The following is a 14985-nucleotide window of genomic DNA, read 5'->3' as shown; positions in this document are numbered from 1 at the left end:
TGACAGCGATGGAGGAGAGTTGATGAGTAGGAAATCGCGTGCTTCGACCGATGCTGTTCTCAAGGAACTGCGCGCCTTCGGCCTCACCTATCCGGGCGCCGAGACAAAGAGTCCGTGGCCTAGTCACGACGATCTCGCAGTGAAAGGCAAGACCTTTGCTTATTTGAGCCTTGAAGGCGAACCGTTCAGCATCTCCCTCAAACTCCCCTACAGCGGCGACGAGGCGAGAAAGCTCCACTATGCGTCGCCGACGGAGTACGGCCTTGGCAAGAGCGGATGGGTGACGTTCGAACCAGCACCGGACGAACTGCCACCGATCGGACAACTGAAGTCATGGCTCGATGAGAGTTATCGCGCACAAGCGCCCAAAAAGCTTGCCGCCCTGATCACGCACAAGGTGGACCCTGGAGCTTAGGTCGAGCGATCGGTGTCACCCCACCGAATCGCCGGCGCTAGAAGCTCAACGACGCCACGCCGATAAGCGCGTTTCTCATTGAATGACTTTAAGCCCAAAGCCGGCAAATCGTCTGCTTGCCGGTTCCCCTGCGTCAGGCTTAACCTGCGTGCCTGCGTGGAGGCGCGTGCGGTTGCAAGGGGAGGACATAGCAATGACAATACAAGGCGCATCACCGGACCTGTACAATGAGGATCTCGCTCCGGCGAAGGTTCGAAACTGGGGACCGTTCTCGATCTTCAACGTCTGGACGTCGGACGTCCACAGCCTGTGGGGCTACTATCTCGCTGCCAGCCTGTTCCTGTTCTGCGGCGGCTTCGTCAACTTCATCATCGCCATCGGTATCGGTTCGCTGATCATCTATGCGTTGATGAACATGGTCGGCTATGCCGGCGTGAAGACCGGGGTGCCCTACCCTGTCCTGGCGCGTGCCTCCTTCGGCATCTGGGGCGCCAACATACCGGCGCTGGTGCGCGCCATCGTCGCCTGCTTCTGGTACGGCGCACAGACGGCGGCCGCCTCCGGGGCGATCGTAGCCCTGCTGATCCGCTCGCAATGGTTCGCCGACTTCAACCAGAGCACACATTTCCTCGGCCATTCCGGGCTCGAGGTGATCTGCTTCGCCGTCATCTGGGCGCTGCAACTCCTGATCATCCAGAAAGGCATGGAAACGGTGCGCCGCTTCCAGGATTGGGCCGGACCGGCGGTGTGGGTGATGATGCTGATCCTGGCGATCTATCTTTGCATCAAGGCAGGCACCTTCGCTTTCACCAGCGACATCCCGATGGATGTGCTGCTGGAAAAGACAAAGGACGCGGGCGTGCCGGGCACGCCGGGCTCCTGGACCTCGCTGTTTGCGGTGGCCGCGATCTGGGTGACCTATTTCTCCGCGCTCTATCTCAACTTCTGCGATTTCGCGCGCTACGCCCCCGACAAGGCATCGCTGCGCAAGGGCAACATCTGGGGCCTGCCGGTCAATCTTATCCTGTTCTCGCTGGTCGCCGGCGTTACCACGATCGCCGCCTTCGACGTCTATGGCGAGGTGCTGCTGCATCCCGACCAGATTTCGGCGAAATTCGACAGCTGGTTCCTGGCGGCGCTCGCAGCCCTGACCTTTGCGGTGGCGACGCTCGGCATCAATGTGGTGGCGAACTTCGTGTCGCCGGCCTTCGACTTCTCCAATGTCTTTCCACGCCAGATCGACTTCAAGAAGGGCGGCTACATCGCGGCGCTGATCGCGCTGGTGCTCTATCCATTCGCGCCCTGGGAAGGCAGTGCCGCCTCCTTCGTCAACATCATTGGCGCAACGATGGGGCCGATCTTCGGCGTGATGATGGTCGACTATTACCTGATCCGGAAGGGCGAGGTCGACGTCGATGCGCTCTACAGGGAGAATGGCGAATTCCGCTTTCAGGGCGGCTGGCATGTCAATGCCTTCATCGCCGCCGGTATCGGCGCGGTCTTCTCCTCGATCCTGCCCAACTTCAACAGCCTGCTGCCGTCATGGTGGGGCGTCTATGGCTGGTTCTTCGGCGTGGCAATTGCCGGCGTCATCTACTACGTGCTGCGCACCATGGCACTCGGTGCCAGAGCCAGGATAGCCAAGGCCTGAGCGATTTGGGGCGGCGCGAGCCGCCCCGTTTATTCTGCGACCATCTCGGCCAGGCGGCGCACGGTATTCCAGTTGCGCGAGGTGCCGATGCCGAGACGTTTGTGACTGACCGCCGCAAGCAGCCGCGAACTCGGCGTCTCGCGGGAAAAGACGATCCAGATGTCGCCGCCGACAATCCGCAGCTTCTCGTCCTTGCCGGCATACGCCTCAAGCGCCGCGGCGGTCTCGGCGGGAACGGGCGCCCGCATCACGCGCACCGCCACCTGGTCCGCGGCCTCAGCCGATTCGGCTGGGAACGGATTGCCGGCCGCCAGCCTTAGCCAGCCGTCGGCGCGGCGCACGATGATGTCGACGTGGCGGCCGAAAGTCTTTGCGAACGCCGCCTCCAGCCGCTGCTCCAACGCCGCAAGTTCTGTTTCTTGCGCCTCGAAAACCAGATTGCCGGTCGCCACCAGCGTGCGCGGGTTATTCAGACCCAGGCCTTCGGCCATCGCCTTCAGATCGGACATGACGACCCGCCGCCCCTCGCCCAGGACAATGCTGTAGAGCAGCGCGACGTAAGTTTGCATGGGCGGCTAGTTAGACCAGCCGCGACTGCTCTACCGCCGCCTCGATGAAGCTGGCAAACAGCGGGTGCGGATCGAGCGGCCGGCTTTTCAACTCGGGATGGTACTGCACGCCGATGAACCAGGGGTGGTCGGGATATTCGACCGTTTCCGGTAGCACGCCGTCCGGCGACATGCCGGCAAACACCAGGCCGCAATCCTCGAGCCGCTCCTTATAGTCGACATTGACCTCGTAGCGGTGGCGATGGCGTTCGGAAATCTGGGTATCGTCATAGATCTCGGCGATCTTCGATCCCTTGGCGAGGTCGGCCTGGTAGGCACCGAGCCGCATAGTACCACCAAGGTCGCCGGTTTCCCTGCGCTTTTCCAGCATGTTGCCCTTCAGCCATTCGGTCATCAAGCCGACAACCGGCTCCTCGGTTGGACCAAACTCGGTCGATGATGCGTGCTCGACGCCGGCCAGCGAACGCGCCGCCTCGATGCAGGCCATCTGCATGCCGAAGCAGATGCCGAAATACGGCACCTTGCGTTCGCGCGCGAACTTCGCCGCCAGGATCTTGCCCTCCGAGCCGCGCTCGCCAAAACCGCCGGGGACGAGAATGCCATGGACCTTCTCCAGCCACGGCGCCGGGTCTTCCTTCTCGAATATCTCGCTTTCGATCCAGTCGAGCTTGACCTTGACCCGGTTGGCGAGGCCGCCATGCGACAGCGCCTCGATCAGCGATTTGTAGGCGTCCTTGAGGCCGGTATATTTGCCGACGACGGCAATGGTCACTTCGCCTTCCGGATTGTGGATGCGGTTGGACACCGCTTGCCACCGTTCCATGCGCGGCTTCGGCGCCGGATCGATGCCGAAGGCCGCCAGCACTTCCGAATCCAGCCCTTCATTGTGATAGGCCATCGGCACGTCGTAGATATGCGGGACGTCGAGCGCCTGGATGACGGCGCTTTCGCGGACATTGCAGAACAGCGACAGCTTTCTGCGCTCTTCCTTGGGGATCGGCCGGTCGGCGCGGACCAGCAGTATGTCGGGTGCGATGCCGATGCCGCGCAACTCCTTGACCGAATGCTGCGTCGGCTTGGTCTTCAGTTCGCCTGCCGTCGGAATGTAAGGCATCAAGGTCAGGTGGACGTAGACGGCGTTGTTGCGCGGCAGGTCGTTGCCGAGCTGGCGGATCGCCTCCAGGAACGGCATCGCTTCGATGTCGCCGACGGTGCCGCCGATCTCGCACAGCACGAAATCGTAGTCGTCATTGCCGTTGAGGACGAAATTCTTGATCTCGTCGGTGACGTGCGGAATGACCTGCACGGTAGCGCCGAGATAGTCGCCGCGCCGCTCGCGCTCGATGATGTTCTTATAGATGCGGCCGGTGGTGATGTTGTCCTGCTGGTTGGCCGAGCGGCCGGTGAAGCGCTCATAATGGCCAAGATCGAGATCGGTCTCGGCCCCGTCATCGGTCACGAAGACTTCGCCGTGCTGATAGGGCGACATCGTGCCGGGATCGACATTGAGATAGGGATCGAGCTTTTTGATGCGTGCGCGATAGCCCCGCGCCTGCAAGAGAGCCCCAAGGGCCGCTGCAGCAATGCCTTTTCCAAGTGAGGAAACCACGCCGCCTGTGATGAATACATATCGCGCCATGGGAGTCATCGCTTAACGCGGCCGAATTGATTCCGCCAGAGAAAAAACCGCCGCGAAGGCTTTTTCCCAAGAAGGCGCTCTGGTCGTTGGCGTATCAAAACAAAAGGGCCGGCGAGGCCGGCCCTTTTGGCACGATCTGTCAAAGCGTCAGATGATGACGACTTTGGTGCCTACTTTCACCCGGCGGTAAAGGTCCATGACGTGCTCGTTGATCATACGGAAGCAGCCATTGGAGGCGCTGGTTCCGATTGACTGCGGCGCGATGGTGCCGTGAATGCGCAGGTGGGTATCTTTCTTGCCGTCGTAAAGATAGATGGCGCGCGCACCGAGCGGATTGTCGCCGCCGCCGGGCATGCCGTCCTTGTACTGGCCATAGTGCTTGGGTTCGCGCTTTTGCATATCCAGCGTCGGAATCCAGCGCGGCCATTCCTGCTTGTCGCCGACGGCAACCGTACCCTTGAACTGCAGGCCTTCCCGGCCGACCGCGATGGCATAACGGCGGGCGGTTGACGATGATTCGACGAGGTAGAGACGACGGGCGCTCGTATCGATGACGATGGTGCCGGGGTTGTAGCCGGTGAATTCGACCTCCTGCGGCACGAATTCCGGCTTGACCTTGAACTGCCGCTTGGCCTGCTTCCTTTCGAGCGCGGCGTCGAGCGCGCGTGTTTCCGGAAGCAGCGACATCGACGAAGAGGATGTGCCGCCGAACAGTCCCGCGAACAGCCCGACGCTCTGCGGCTTCTGCCCGACCGGTTCGCTGCGCAACTCGCCATTGTTGCCGGTCAGCGCAACGTTCATGGCCTCGGCCGGGATCGGCTCGGCCGACTGGATCGGCGCAATGGGCGTAATCGGTCCGATGATGTTGACGGTCTTCTTCTTGGCCGGCGTGGCGTCAGCCACCTTGGCCGTTGCGAGCGGCTGGCTCTTCTTGGCAAGGAACGCCTGCCGTTCCGCATCGGCTTTGGCTTTCGCCGCCTCGCGCATCGCCAGCTTCCTGGCTTCGAGTGCCTTGGCGCGAGCGGCGTCCTTGTCGGCTGCGATCTTGGCTTCGATCTTGCGGATCTGCGCAAGGTCGTCCGGCGTCGGATCTTTCTTCTTCTTGAGAAGCTTCAATTGCGCTGCATCGCTTTTGGCAGCGACCTTGACGACGTCGGTTGTTGTTGCGGCTTTGTGGGCCGAGTTTGCCGTCGGCATGGCCGCGTAAGCGGGCGCACCTAGGCTGAGCACGGCACAAAGGCCGGCAAAAATGAAGCTGCGAAGCTGCATGGGGAAGATCCGATCGTTCAATGCTTGTTGCCCACGGCGTCGCCCGGCGCCCCCCAAGGACGCCGAGAATGCCGCGTGCAACGTATAATCGATTAGCCGGAAGCGCCTCAAGCGTGAGGCGCAGTCGAATCTTCATGATCGTGCGGCATTTGCCGCGACTGTGTTCAAACGACAACAGATCGCGGCATAAGTTGCCCTATTACTGGTTGGGGACCTGCGGCGTGGCCGGCGCGGTGGCGCCGTTTGTCGCTGGCGGCGTCGCCGGAGCGGTTGCCGGCGGCGTCGTTGCCGCGCCATTGCCGGACGGCGGGGTCGGCGCCGTGGTGCCTGAAGGCGGCGTCGGCGTCGTGGTTCCAGGCAATTGGTTGAGTACGCCCTTGCCTGCTCCGTCCGAGGTCGCCGGCACGCGATCGAGAATGTCGATCGGCTTCTCGCCATAGCGCGCAACGATCGACAGTGTCAGCGAGGTGACGAAGAAAGCGGCAGCCAGGATCGCCGTCGCCCGCGTCAGCGCATTGGCGGCGCCACGCGCGGTCATGAAGCCCGATCCGCCGCCGATGCCGAGGCCGCCGCCTTCGGAGCGCTGCAGCAGCACCACGCCGACAAGCGCGAGCACGACCATGAGGTGGACGACGATCAGTACGGTTTCCATAATTTACCCTGGCAAGGCCTTGTGCGGCCGCTGATTTGGAGGCGGCTCAATACAATGCTTTGACGGCATTTCCAAGCCCGTGGCCGGAATATGGGAAGCAATGCGTCCTTTGCAACGATTTCGACGTCGGCCGTCCGCTCAAATGCAGCAACCAGCCCTTGTATCAAGCGATGTTTCGATAGGCTTCCGCGATGCCGAGGAAGTCCGCCGCCTTTAGGCTGGCGCCGCCGACCAGCGCGCCATCGACATTCCTGACGCCGAGCAACTCGATGGCGTTGGACGGCTTGACCGAGCCGCCGTAGAGAATGCGCATCTTGGCCGCCGTATTGCCGAGCTTCCGTGCCAGTTCTTCGCGGATATGCGCATGTGCCTCGGCGACGTCGGCGGCGGTCGGGGTCAAGCCGGTCCCAATCGCCCATATTGGCTCATAGGCAATGACGGTATTGGAAGCCGTGGCGTTTGGCGGGACCGAGCCAGCGACCTGGCGCGACAGCACGTCGAGCGTGGCTCCTGCTTCTCGTTCGGCTCTTGTCTCACCAATGCAGATGATGGCCACCAGCCCGGCGCGCCATGCGGCGGAGGCCTTGGCCTGGACCAAGGCATCGTCCTCCTTGCGATCGGCGCGGCATTCGGAATGGCCGACGATGACATGGCTGGCACCTGCATCCTTCAGCATCTCGGCCGAAATGCAGCCGGTATAGGCGCCGCTTTCCTCGGTGTGGCAATCCTCTCCGCCGGCCCGCACCGGCGTGCGCGACAGAATCTCGGCGGCGTGCGCAAGCAAGGTCGCCGGCACGCAGACCACCGCTTCGGTCTCGGCGTCTAGCCCACTCATGAAGCCGTTGCCGATCATCCTGAGCTCGTTGAGCGAGGCGCTGGTGCCGTTCATTTTCCAATTGCCTGCGACGAGCGGGCGGATTCCAGTGGTCATGGGATTTGTTTCTCCGGGCAATTTCCAGCTGGCCCTCACTATCAAAATCAGGCCACAAAGCAATCGACAGTGGGCAGGAAGGGCGCTATTGCGCTTGTTTCAGACTCGGCGCATGCGAAATGCGCAAAAATCGGAAGTACTCATGCTTGGTATGTTGAGAAGCGCGGCGGGGACCTGGGTCGCTAAACTGCTGCTGTCATTGTTGGTGTTGAGCTTCGCCGTCTGGGGCATCTCGGGCCGCCTGATGGGCGGTCTTGCCGGCCATGATGCCGTGATCACGGCCGGAGGCACCAAGGTCTCGATCAACGAATACCGCCTCGCCTACGATCGCCAGCTCAGCGTCATGTCGCAGCAATTCGGCCAGCGCATCAGCCGTGAGCAAGCGACGGCGCTCGGCATCGACAACCAGGTGCTGGCGCAACTCGTGTCGGGCGCTGTCCTCGACGAGCAGGCCCGCAAGCTCGGACTCGGCCTGTCAAAGGACCGGCTCGCCGAACTGACGCGTGAAGACCCGGCGTTCAAAGGGCCTGCCGGAAGCTTCGACAGGAGGACCTTCGAGTACCTGCTTCGGCAGATCGGGATGCGGCCGGAAGACTATTTGAAGAACCGCGCCCAGGTCGCGGTCCGCCAGCAGATCGTCGAGGCGGTTTCGGACGGCCTCAAGGCCCCGGATACATTCTTCAAGGCGGTCGCGCTCTATCGCGGCGAAGATCGCACCATCGACTACCTGACCTTGCCGAAATCGCTTGTCGAGCCGGTAGAAGCGCCGCTCGACAGCGCGCTTTCGGCCTATTTCGAGGAAAACAAGAAAACCTACGCCGCGCCCGAATACCGCAAGTTCTCCTATGTCAGGCTCGAACCGGAAGACATCATGGATTTGAGCGCGGTGACCGACCAACAGGTCAGCGACGACTACAATAAGAACAAGGCGCGCTACACCACACCGGAGATGCGCACCATCGAGCAGCTTGTGTTCAAGACACCTGATGCCGCAAAGGCGGCGCTCGATTCGCTCGGGACCGGCGCGACCTTCGACAAGATCGTCGCTGCCGAAGGCAAGACGCCGGCCGACACGCTGCTCGGCACGCTGGCCAAGGACAAGATCGCCGACAAGGCGGTCGCCGATGCTGCCTTCAAACTAAACGTCAATGAGGTCAGCCCGGTCGTACAGGGCGCCTTTGGTCCCGTTCTGCTGCGCGTCACCGAGATCAAGCCCGAAGTGGTGAAGCCGCTGGCCGAAGTGTCCGAGCAGATACGCAAGGACCTGGCACTGGGCGAGGCAAGCCGCATCTTGCTGGACGTGCACGACAATTACGAGGATACGCGCGCCTCGGGCAGTTCGCTCGCCGAGGCAGCCGCCAAATTGAAGCTGAAGGTCGTCACCATCGATGCCATCGACCGCACCGGCCAACGGCCGGATGGAAGCATCGTCAAAGACCTGCCGGAATCGCCGGCACTCATCAAGGCGGTGTTCGAATCCGAACCCGGAACCGACAATGAAGGCCTCACCACCGCCGATAACGGCTTCGTCTTCTATGACGTGAGCGCGATCACGCCTGCCCGCGACCGCACATTGGACGAAGTCCACCAGAAGGTCGTGGCCGACTGGACCGCGGCGGAGACCACCAAACGGCTCACCGCAAAAGCACAGGAGCTCGAGAAGCGTCTCAAGGCTGGCGCCTCGCTTGAGGTGATCGCCGGTGAGCTCAAGCTCGAAAAGCAGACCAAGCGCGGCGTCAAGCGCGATGCGGACGACGTCGATTTCGGCAAGGAAGGCGCCGCCGCGATGTTCGGCGTCGGCGAAGGCGGCACCGGGCTGATCCCCTCACCTACGGGCGACGGACAGATCCTGTTCAAGGTTGCCGAGGTGTTCGAGCCTGCCGGGGCCGATGCCAGCTCTGTACCCGAGGACGCACAGAAGTCTTTCACCTCCGGCATGTCCGACGACCTGCTCGACCAGTTGGTGGCGCAGTTGCAGACGCAATATGACGTCCGCATCGATCAGGCGGCCGTAACCCAAGCCCTGGCCAGATGAGCGCGCTGAAGATCCACATCGCCAAGGTCGCCGCCGGCAGCGCTCTTTCCTTCGAGGAGGCGCGCGAGGCCTTCGACATCATCATGTCCGGCGATGCTACCCCCGGCCAGATCGGCGGCTTCCTGATGGCATTGCGCGTGCGCGGTGAGACCGTCAGCGAGATCGCCGGCGCCGTCGCCACCATGCGCGCCAAGATGCTGCGTGTCGAAGCTCCCGAGGGTGCCATCGACATTGTCGGCACCGGCGGCGACAATTCGCACAGCGTCAACATTTCGACCGCATCCGCTTTCGTCATCGCCGGCAGCGGCGTGCCCGTCGCCAAGCACGGCAATCGCGGGCTGTCCTCGCTGACCGGCGCCGCCGATGTGCTGATCGCATTGGGCGTCAAGATCGACATCCCTCCGGAGACGATCGGCCGCTGCATCCACGAGGCCGGCGTTGGCTTCATGTTCGCGCCGGCGCATCACCCGGCGATGAAGCATGTCGGCCCGACCCGGGTCGAGCTCGGAACCCGCACCATCTTCAACCTGCTGGGCCCGCTTTCCAATCCGGCGAGTGTCAGACGGCAGATGGTCGGCGTGTTCCTGCCCGAATGGATCATGCCGGTGGCAGAAACGTTGAAGGAACTTGGTGCCGACCATGCCTGGATCGTCCATGGCGACGGCTATGACGAGATCACCACCACCGGCGAGACACTTGTCGCCGAATTGGCCGGCGGCGAGATCCGCAGCTTTACGCTGACCCCGGAAGCCGTCGGACTGAAGCGGCACACCAAGGACGAGTTGCGCGGCGGCGACGCCGCCCACAACGCCCAGGCACTGCGCGACATGCTGGGCGGCGCCGCCGGCGCCTTTCGCGATACGGTGCTGATGAATGCCGGCGCCGGGCTGGTGGTGGCCGGCACAGCGACGACCCTCGCCGACGGCATGGTAACGGCGGCGCAGGCCATCGACAGCGGCCGCGCGCTGAAAGTGCTCGACAGGCTGATCGAGATTTCGAACGGTTAAAACCATGTCCGACATCCTGCGCAAGATCGAGGCTTACAAGCGCGACGAGATCGCGGCGGCCAAGGCACGCGTGTCATTGGCCGAGATCAAGGCACGGGCGACGGATGCCGACGCGCCGCGCGGCTTTCTTTCCGCCCTTGAAGCAAAGCGCAAATCCGACAGGTTCGCGCTGATTGCCGAAATCAAGAAGGCTAGCCCATCCAAAGGCCTGATCCGCGCCGATTTTGATCCGCCGGCGCTGGCCAGGGCCTATGCGAAGGGCGGTGCCGCCTGCCTTTCGGTGCTGACCGACGCACCCTCCTTCCAAGGCGCGCCCGAATTCCTCACCACTGCGCGCGCTGCCGTCGAACTGCCTGCCTTGCGCAAGGATTTCCTGTTCGACCCCTATCAGGTCTACGAGGCCCGGGCATGGGGCGCCGATGCCATCCTGATCATCATGGCCAGCGTCGACGACGCATTGGCAAGAGAACTCGAAGCGACAGCGTTCGGGCTCGGCATGGACGCGCTGGTCGAAGTGCATGACGAGGCTGAAATGGAACGCGCGCTGCAGCTGTCGTCGCGGCTGATCGGAATCAACAACCGCAATCTCCGGACCTTCGAAACCAGCCTGCAGACCTCGGAGCGGCTGGCAGCGAGGGTGCCGGCCGACCGCCATCTGGTCAGCGAGAGCGGTATCTTTTCGCACGACGATTGCCGCCGACTGGAGCAGAGCGGCATTGCGACTTTCCTGGTCGGCGAGAGCCTGATGCGCCAGCAGGACGTGGCCGCGGCAACGCGCCTGCTGTTGACGGGCAAGGCGCCGGCAGAGGCCGTTTGAGGATGGCGGCCACCCTCACCCATCTTGGCGCGCAGGGCGAAGCCAACATGGTCGATGTCGGCGACAAGGCTGTGACGGTGCGCACGGCAGTCGCAGAAGGCTTTGTCGCGATGCGGCCCGAGACGCTGGACATGATCCTCGCCGGCGACGCCAAGAAGGGCGACGTGCTGGGCACCGCGCGCATTGCCGGCATCATGGCGGCCAAGAAGACGCATGAACTGATCCCGCTTTGCCATCCGCTGCTGCTGACCAGGATATCTGTCGATATCGAGGCGGACGCCGCGCTGCCCGGCCTGAAGGTGACAGCATTGACCCGTGTCACCGGCAAGACCGGCGTTGAGATGGAGGCTCTGAGTGCCGTCTCGGTCGCTTGCCTGACCATCTACGACATGGCCAAGGCGGTCGACCGCGCCATGGTCATCTCCGGCATAAGGCTGGTTGAAAAGACCGGCGGCAAATCCGGCGACTACAAGATCACCGGAGACGGGGCCACCGAGGCAGGCCGATAATGGCGCTGGTCCCAGTTGCCGAGGCGCTCGAGCGCCTGCTGGACGGCGCAGCAGCGCTGCCGGGCGAACGCGTCGCACTGCTGGATGCCGCCGACCGCGTGCTGGCGGAGCCGGTTCTGGCGCTCCGCACCCAGCCGCCGTTCAACGCCTCCGCCATGGACGGCTATGCCGTGCGGGCGGCCGATATCGCGTCCGTACCGGCAAGGCTTTCGGTGGTCGGCATGGCGCCGGCGGGACGCGGCTTTGCCGGAACGGTGCAGCAGCGGCAGGCCGTGCGCATCTTTACCGGCGCGCCGCTTCCCGAAGGCGCCGACACTATCGTCATCCAGGAGAACGTCCGCGATCTCGGTGGCGGCAGCGTCGAAGTGACGGAACGGACGGTGCAGGGGCGCAACATCCGCCGCCTCGGGCTCGATTTCGCCAAGGGCGATGTCCTGCTGCCCAAAGGCCGCCTGCTCGACCCGGCGGCCTTGTCGCTGGCGGCATCGGCCAATCACCCCGAGGTGCGCGTGGTCAAACGGCCGCTGGTCGCCATCATCGCCACCGGCGACGAATTGCTGCCGCCGGGCAGCGATCTTGGCCCCGACCAGATCATCTCCTCCAATGCCTATGGTGTCGCCGCTGCCGCACAGTCGGTCGGTGCGCGCGCGCTCGACCTTGGCATCGCGCCGGACCGCAGGGAGGCGATCGCTGCGCTGGTTGAAAAGGCCGTGAAGGCTGGCGCGAACGTCATCGTCACGCTGGGCGGTGCCTCGGTCGGTGACCACGACTTCGTCCATGAGGTGCTGACCGGGCAAGGCATGACGCTCGATTTCTGGAAGATCGCCATGCGGCCGGGCAAGCCACTGATGTTCGGGCGGCTGGGAGACATTCGCTGCATCGGCCTGCCCGGCAATCCGGTGGCAAGCCTGGTCTGCACTCAGCTCTTCCTGAAGCCGCTGCTGGCGCGGCTCGGCGGCCGCGCCTTTCAGCAGGATATACGTCGGGCACGGCTCGGTGCCGCCATGCCGGCCAATGATCTCAGGCAAGATTATGTGCGGGCTGTTGTCATAGATGACGCCGGTACGCCCGTGGCGACGCCGTTCGGCATCCAGGACTCCTCGATGCTGAAAATGCTGGCCGATGCCAACGGGCTGATCGTTCGCGCGCCGTTCGCGCCTGCCGCGGCGGCGGGCTCCCCCTGCGACGTGCTGATGCTACGCTGAACCTGCCTCACTCCGAAATCAAGGTCCGGGTCAGCGGATGGTCTGGATCGGCCAAACCGTCGATGATGTTGAAATGATGCCGGTCAGGTTCGACCACCGAGCTGGTCGCGGAACCCAGGCCGATCCAGATGTTGGCCAGCAACGCGCTCTGACGCAGGAATTCGGCGCGCTCGCCGCCGCCGGCCCAGCAGGTCAGGCGGGCCTTGTCCATCGGGCGCAGCAGCACCGGACTTTCGGCCTGCGCCTCGGCCTCATCGATCGCCAGCGTCTCGTTCATGCCGGTGCGCATGATCGGGCGCAAATCGTGCACCCCCGAGATCGACACCACATGACGAACGCGCCGGACCACTTCGGTCGCCAGCGGCGTCGTCGCCGTAACCATCCGGCTAACAAGATGGCCGCCGGCCGAGTGCCCGGTCAGCATCAGCGGCCCTGCAACCGTCGCCGCCGCCTTGCCGATCGCCGCGCCGACCTCCTTGACGATGCCGCCAATGCGTATCTGCGGACAGAGCGTGTAGGACGGCATCGCCACCGCATAGCCGCGATCAACAGGGCCAGCGGCAAGATGCGACCAGAAATTCTTGTCGAATTCCATCCAGTAGCCGCCATGAACGAACACCACGAGTCCCTTAGGCTTGATGGCCGGCAGGAAAAGATCGAGCCGGTTGCGTGGATTGTCGCCATAGGCCATGTCGAGCCGCGCCCTGCCCTCGGTCGAAAGCACGTCGCGGAAAACCCGCGCGGGCTCGATCCAGGCCGCCGGCCAGCGATCGCTGCCGGCTATGTTGGCGCCGTTGGCATAGGCGTTGTCCCAATCGGCAATGTGACGTTCGAACACCCTGCGCCCTCCTCCCTGGCATATGGCCCTGCAGCGTAGCCGTAAGCATCGCGCGGCGCGTCGTCGCCAGCCTCACGATTCCAGCTCTCGCATCAATCTCAAGTGACAGCTGCTTTGATGGCGAAGCGCGCATCCTTCCACGCACCGGTGTGCAGGATGTCCTCAAGCACTTTGACGGCCTGCCAGACATCGGCATAGCCGACATAGAGCGGGGTGAAGCCGAAGCGCATGGTCGATGGCGCGCGAAAATCGCCGATCACGCCACGTTCGATCAGCGCGCGCATGACCTGGTAGCCATGCTCATGCATGAATGAAATCTGGCTGCCGCGTTTTTCCCCATCGCGCGTGCTTTCGAGCGTGAGCCCGTAAGTGCCGCACTTTGCCTCGACAAGCTCGATGAACAGATCCGCCAGCGCGATGCTCTTCTTGCGCACCGCCGTCATGTCGACATCGTTCCAGATGTCGAGCGCGCCCTTCAGCGTGCGCATCGACAGGACCGGCTGCGTGCCGCACAGAAACCGGCGGATGCCGGTGCCGGCCGCATAGCCTGGCTCGAAGGCGAAGGGCCGTGCATGGCCCCACCAGCCGGTGAGCGGCTGCTGGATGTCGGAAAGATGCCGCTCAGCCGCATAGATGAAGGCAGGCGCGCCCGGGCCGCCATTCAGATATTTGTAGGTGCAGCCAACGGCAAAATCGGCGTTTGCCTTGTCGAGTTCGACTGGCATCGCGCCGGCGGTGTGGCAGAGATCCCAGACGATCATCGCCCCGGCTTCCTGAGCCCTGCGCGTCAGCGCCGGCATGTCGCGCAGTTCGCCCGACTTATAGTTGACGTGGTTGACCAGCACCACAGCGGTGCGTTCGTCGATCAGCTCTTCGATGGTCGGCGCGTCGACTCCCGAGAGGCGCAGCAGCGTATCTTTTCGCGTCGAAACCACACCCTCGGCCATGTAGAGGTCCGTCGGAAAACTATCGCCCTCGGCGACGATGACCTGCCGCTCCGGTCGCATGGCCATGGCGGCGTGCAGCAGCTTGTAGATATTGACCGATGTCGTGTCGCAGACCACTGTCTGGCCGGCCGCGGCCCCGATCAGGCGCCCGAGCTGGTCGCCAAGTTCAAGCGGCATGTTGAACCAGCCGGCCGTGTTCCATGCGCGGATGAGATCATGCGACCATTCTTCGGTCGCGGCCTTGTGCAGTTCATCGAAAGCGGCACGTGAAGCAGCTCCTAGCGAATTGCCGTCGAGATAGATCACTCCTTGCGGCAACACAAAGCGGTCGCGCATCGCGCGCAGCGGATCCGCGGCATCCATCGCCTTTATGGCCACGAGATCGGGAATTCCTGTCATGATTTGTCTGCTCCCCCAAGATCCAACGCAACGCCGGACACGCATCGACTGTTCTTCCATTACTTGGTTGCGCGCAGCAAGGCTCCACCGGCGAGAAGCAGC

14 protein-coding genes are annotated in these 14985 nt (G+C 63.3%); 7 read left to right on the top strand and 7 right to left on the bottom strand.

Going from position 1 to position 14985, the window contains the following annotated elements; translation table 11 throughout:
- Window positions 1-22: 22 nt before the first annotated feature.
- On the top strand, window positions 23-415 hold the full coding sequence (locus tag NKI24_RS07300) for an MmcQ/YjbR family DNA-binding protein (RefSeq protein WP_352744148.1): 393 nt from the start codon (window positions 23-25) through the stop codon (window positions 413-415).
- A 193-nt stretch (window positions 416-608) separates the two neighbouring features.
- A complete protein-coding gene (locus NKI24_RS07295) occupies window positions 609-2066 on the top strand; it encodes an NCS1 family nucleobase:cation symporter-1 (protein ID WP_352744146.1) in 1458 nt (485 codons plus the stop codon).
- A 29-nt stretch (window positions 2067-2095) separates the two neighbouring features.
- Here the strand turns inward: NKI24_RS07295 and NKI24_RS07290 are convergent, their stop codons facing one another.
- The 5 genes from NKI24_RS07290 to tpiA form a co-directional block, all read right to left on the bottom strand.
- Complete coding sequence (locus tag NKI24_RS07290) at window positions 2096-2635, bottom strand: DUF1697 domain-containing protein (protein WP_352744144.1); 540 nt, start codon at window positions 2633-2635, stop codon at window positions 2096-2098.
- A gap of 10 nt (window positions 2636-2645) precedes the next feature.
- Window positions 2646-4274, bottom strand: coding sequence for a CTP synthase (gene pyrG / locus NKI24_RS07285; protein WP_352744143.1), 1629 nt, complete (start codon window positions 4272-4274; stop codon window positions 2646-2648).
- 147 nt (window positions 4275-4421) lie between these two features.
- Window positions 4422-5543, bottom strand: coding sequence for a L,D-transpeptidase (locus NKI24_RS07280; RefSeq protein ID WP_352744141.1), 1122 nt, complete (start codon window positions 5541-5543; stop codon window positions 4422-4424).
- Between the two features lie 199 nt (window positions 5544-5742).
- Window positions 5743-6195 carry a preprotein translocase subunit SecG gene (gene secG, locus NKI24_RS07275; protein WP_254817294.1) on the bottom strand — a complete coding sequence of 151 codons (453 nt, stop codon included), beginning with the start codon at window positions 6193-6195 and terminating at the stop codon, window positions 5743-5745.
- Window positions 6196-6358: 163 nt separating this feature from the next.
- Entirely contained in the window at window positions 6359-7126 is a 768-nt protein-coding gene (gene tpiA / locus NKI24_RS07270) for a triose-phosphate isomerase (protein ID WP_352613710.1), read from the bottom strand.
- A 142-nt stretch (window positions 7127-7268) separates the two neighbouring features.
- Between tpiA and NKI24_RS07265 the strand changes: the two genes are divergently transcribed.
- The 5 genes from NKI24_RS07265 to NKI24_RS07245 are packed head-to-tail and all read left to right on the top strand — an operon-like array spanning window position 7269 to window position 12699.
- On the top strand, window positions 7269-9161 hold the full coding sequence (locus tag NKI24_RS07265) for a SurA N-terminal domain-containing protein (RefSeq protein WP_352744139.1): 1893 nt from the start codon (window positions 7269-7271) through the stop codon (window positions 9159-9161).
- Window positions 9158-10168, top strand: coding sequence for an anthranilate phosphoribosyltransferase (trpD, locus tag NKI24_RS07260; protein ID WP_352474265.1), 1011 nt, complete (start codon window positions 9158-9160; stop codon window positions 10166-10168). Before NKI24_RS07265 ends, trpD begins: the two co-directional genes overlap by 4 nt.
- Window positions 10169-10172: 4 nt before the next feature.
- Complete coding sequence (gene trpC / locus NKI24_RS07255) at window positions 10173-10985, top strand: indole-3-glycerol phosphate synthase TrpC (protein WP_352744137.1); 813 nt, start codon at window positions 10173-10175, stop codon at window positions 10983-10985.
- A gap of 2 nt (window positions 10986-10987) precedes the next feature.
- On the top strand, window positions 10988-11494 hold the full coding sequence (moaC, locus tag NKI24_RS07250) for a cyclic pyranopterin monophosphate synthase MoaC (RefSeq protein ID WP_352474267.1): 507 nt from the start codon (window positions 10988-10990) through the stop codon (window positions 11492-11494).
- A complete protein-coding gene (locus tag NKI24_RS07245) occupies window positions 11494-12699 on the top strand; it encodes a molybdopterin molybdotransferase MoeA (protein WP_352744135.1) in 1206 nt (401 codons plus the stop codon). The genes moaC and NKI24_RS07245 overlap by 1 nt, the downstream gene beginning before the upstream one ends.
- A 7-nt stretch (window positions 12700-12706) precedes the next feature.
- On the opposite strand, the gene NKI24_RS07240 is transcribed toward NKI24_RS07245, so the two are convergent.
- The gene (locus NKI24_RS07240) at window positions 12707-13537 is read right to left on the bottom strand and encodes a hormone-sensitive lipase (RefSeq protein ID WP_352685764.1); all 831 of its coding nucleotides are present in this window, start codon (window positions 13535-13537) and stop codon (window positions 12707-12709) included.
- Window positions 13538-13635: 98 nt separating this feature from the next.
- Complete coding sequence (gene kynU / locus NKI24_RS07235; protein ID WP_352685766.1) at window positions 13636-14883, bottom strand: kynureninase; 1248 nt, start codon at window positions 14881-14883, stop codon at window positions 13636-13638.
- Window positions 14884-14985: the final 102 nt, after the last annotated feature.

The sequence above is a fragment of the Mesorhizobium sp. M0701 genome, assembly GCF_040320365.1.
Classification (GTDB): domain Bacteria; phylum Pseudomonadota; class Alphaproteobacteria; order Rhizobiales; family Rhizobiaceae; genus Mesorhizobium.
The sequence above is the reverse complement of the archived record's forward strand: the minus strand, read 5'-3'. Positions and strand labels throughout refer to the sequence as shown.

Coding starts and splice junctions, on each gene's coding strand:
- kynU (WP_352685766.1), bottom strand. CDS start 14,883: ATGACAGGAATTCCCGATCTCGTGGCCATAAAGGCGATGGATGCCGCG.
- NKI24_RS07265 (WP_352744139.1), top strand. CDS start 7,269: ATGCTTGGTATGTTGAGAAGCGCGGCGGGGACCTGGGTCGCTAAACTG.
- tpiA (WP_352613710.1), bottom strand. CDS start 7,126: ATGACCACTGGAATCCGCCCGCTCGTCGCAGGCAATTGGAAAATGAAC.
- pyrG (WP_352744143.1), bottom strand. CDS start 4,274: ATGGCGCGATATGTATTCATCACAGGCGGCGTGGTTTCCTCACTTGGA.
- moaC (WP_352474267.1), top strand. CDS start 10,988: ATGGCGGCCACCCTCACCCATCTTGGCGCGCAGGGCGAAGCCAACATG.
- NKI24_RS07295 (WP_352744146.1), top strand. CDS start 609: ATGACAATACAAGGCGCATCACCGGACCTGTACAATGAGGATCTCGCT.
- trpD (WP_352474265.1), top strand. CDS start 9,158: ATGAGCGCGCTGAAGATCCACATCGCCAAGGTCGCCGCCGGCAGCGCT.
- secG (WP_254817294.1), bottom strand. CDS start 6,195: ATGGAAACCGTACTGATCGTCGTCCACCTCATGGTCGTGCTCGCGCTT.
- NKI24_RS07300 (WP_352744148.1), top strand. CDS start 23: ATGAGTAGGAAATCGCGTGCTTCGACCGATGCTGTTCTCAAGGAACTG.
- NKI24_RS07245 (WP_352744135.1), top strand. CDS start 11,494: ATGGCGCTGGTCCCAGTTGCCGAGGCGCTCGAGCGCCTGCTGGACGGC.
- NKI24_RS07290 (WP_352744144.1), bottom strand. CDS start 2,635: ATGCAAACTTACGTCGCGCTGCTCTACAGCATTGTCCTGGGCGAGGGG.
- NKI24_RS07280 (WP_352744141.1), bottom strand. CDS start 5,543: ATGCAGCTTCGCAGCTTCATTTTTGCCGGCCTTTGTGCCGTGCTCAGC.
- trpC (WP_352744137.1), top strand. CDS start 10,173: ATGTCCGACATCCTGCGCAAGATCGAGGCTTACAAGCGCGACGAGATC.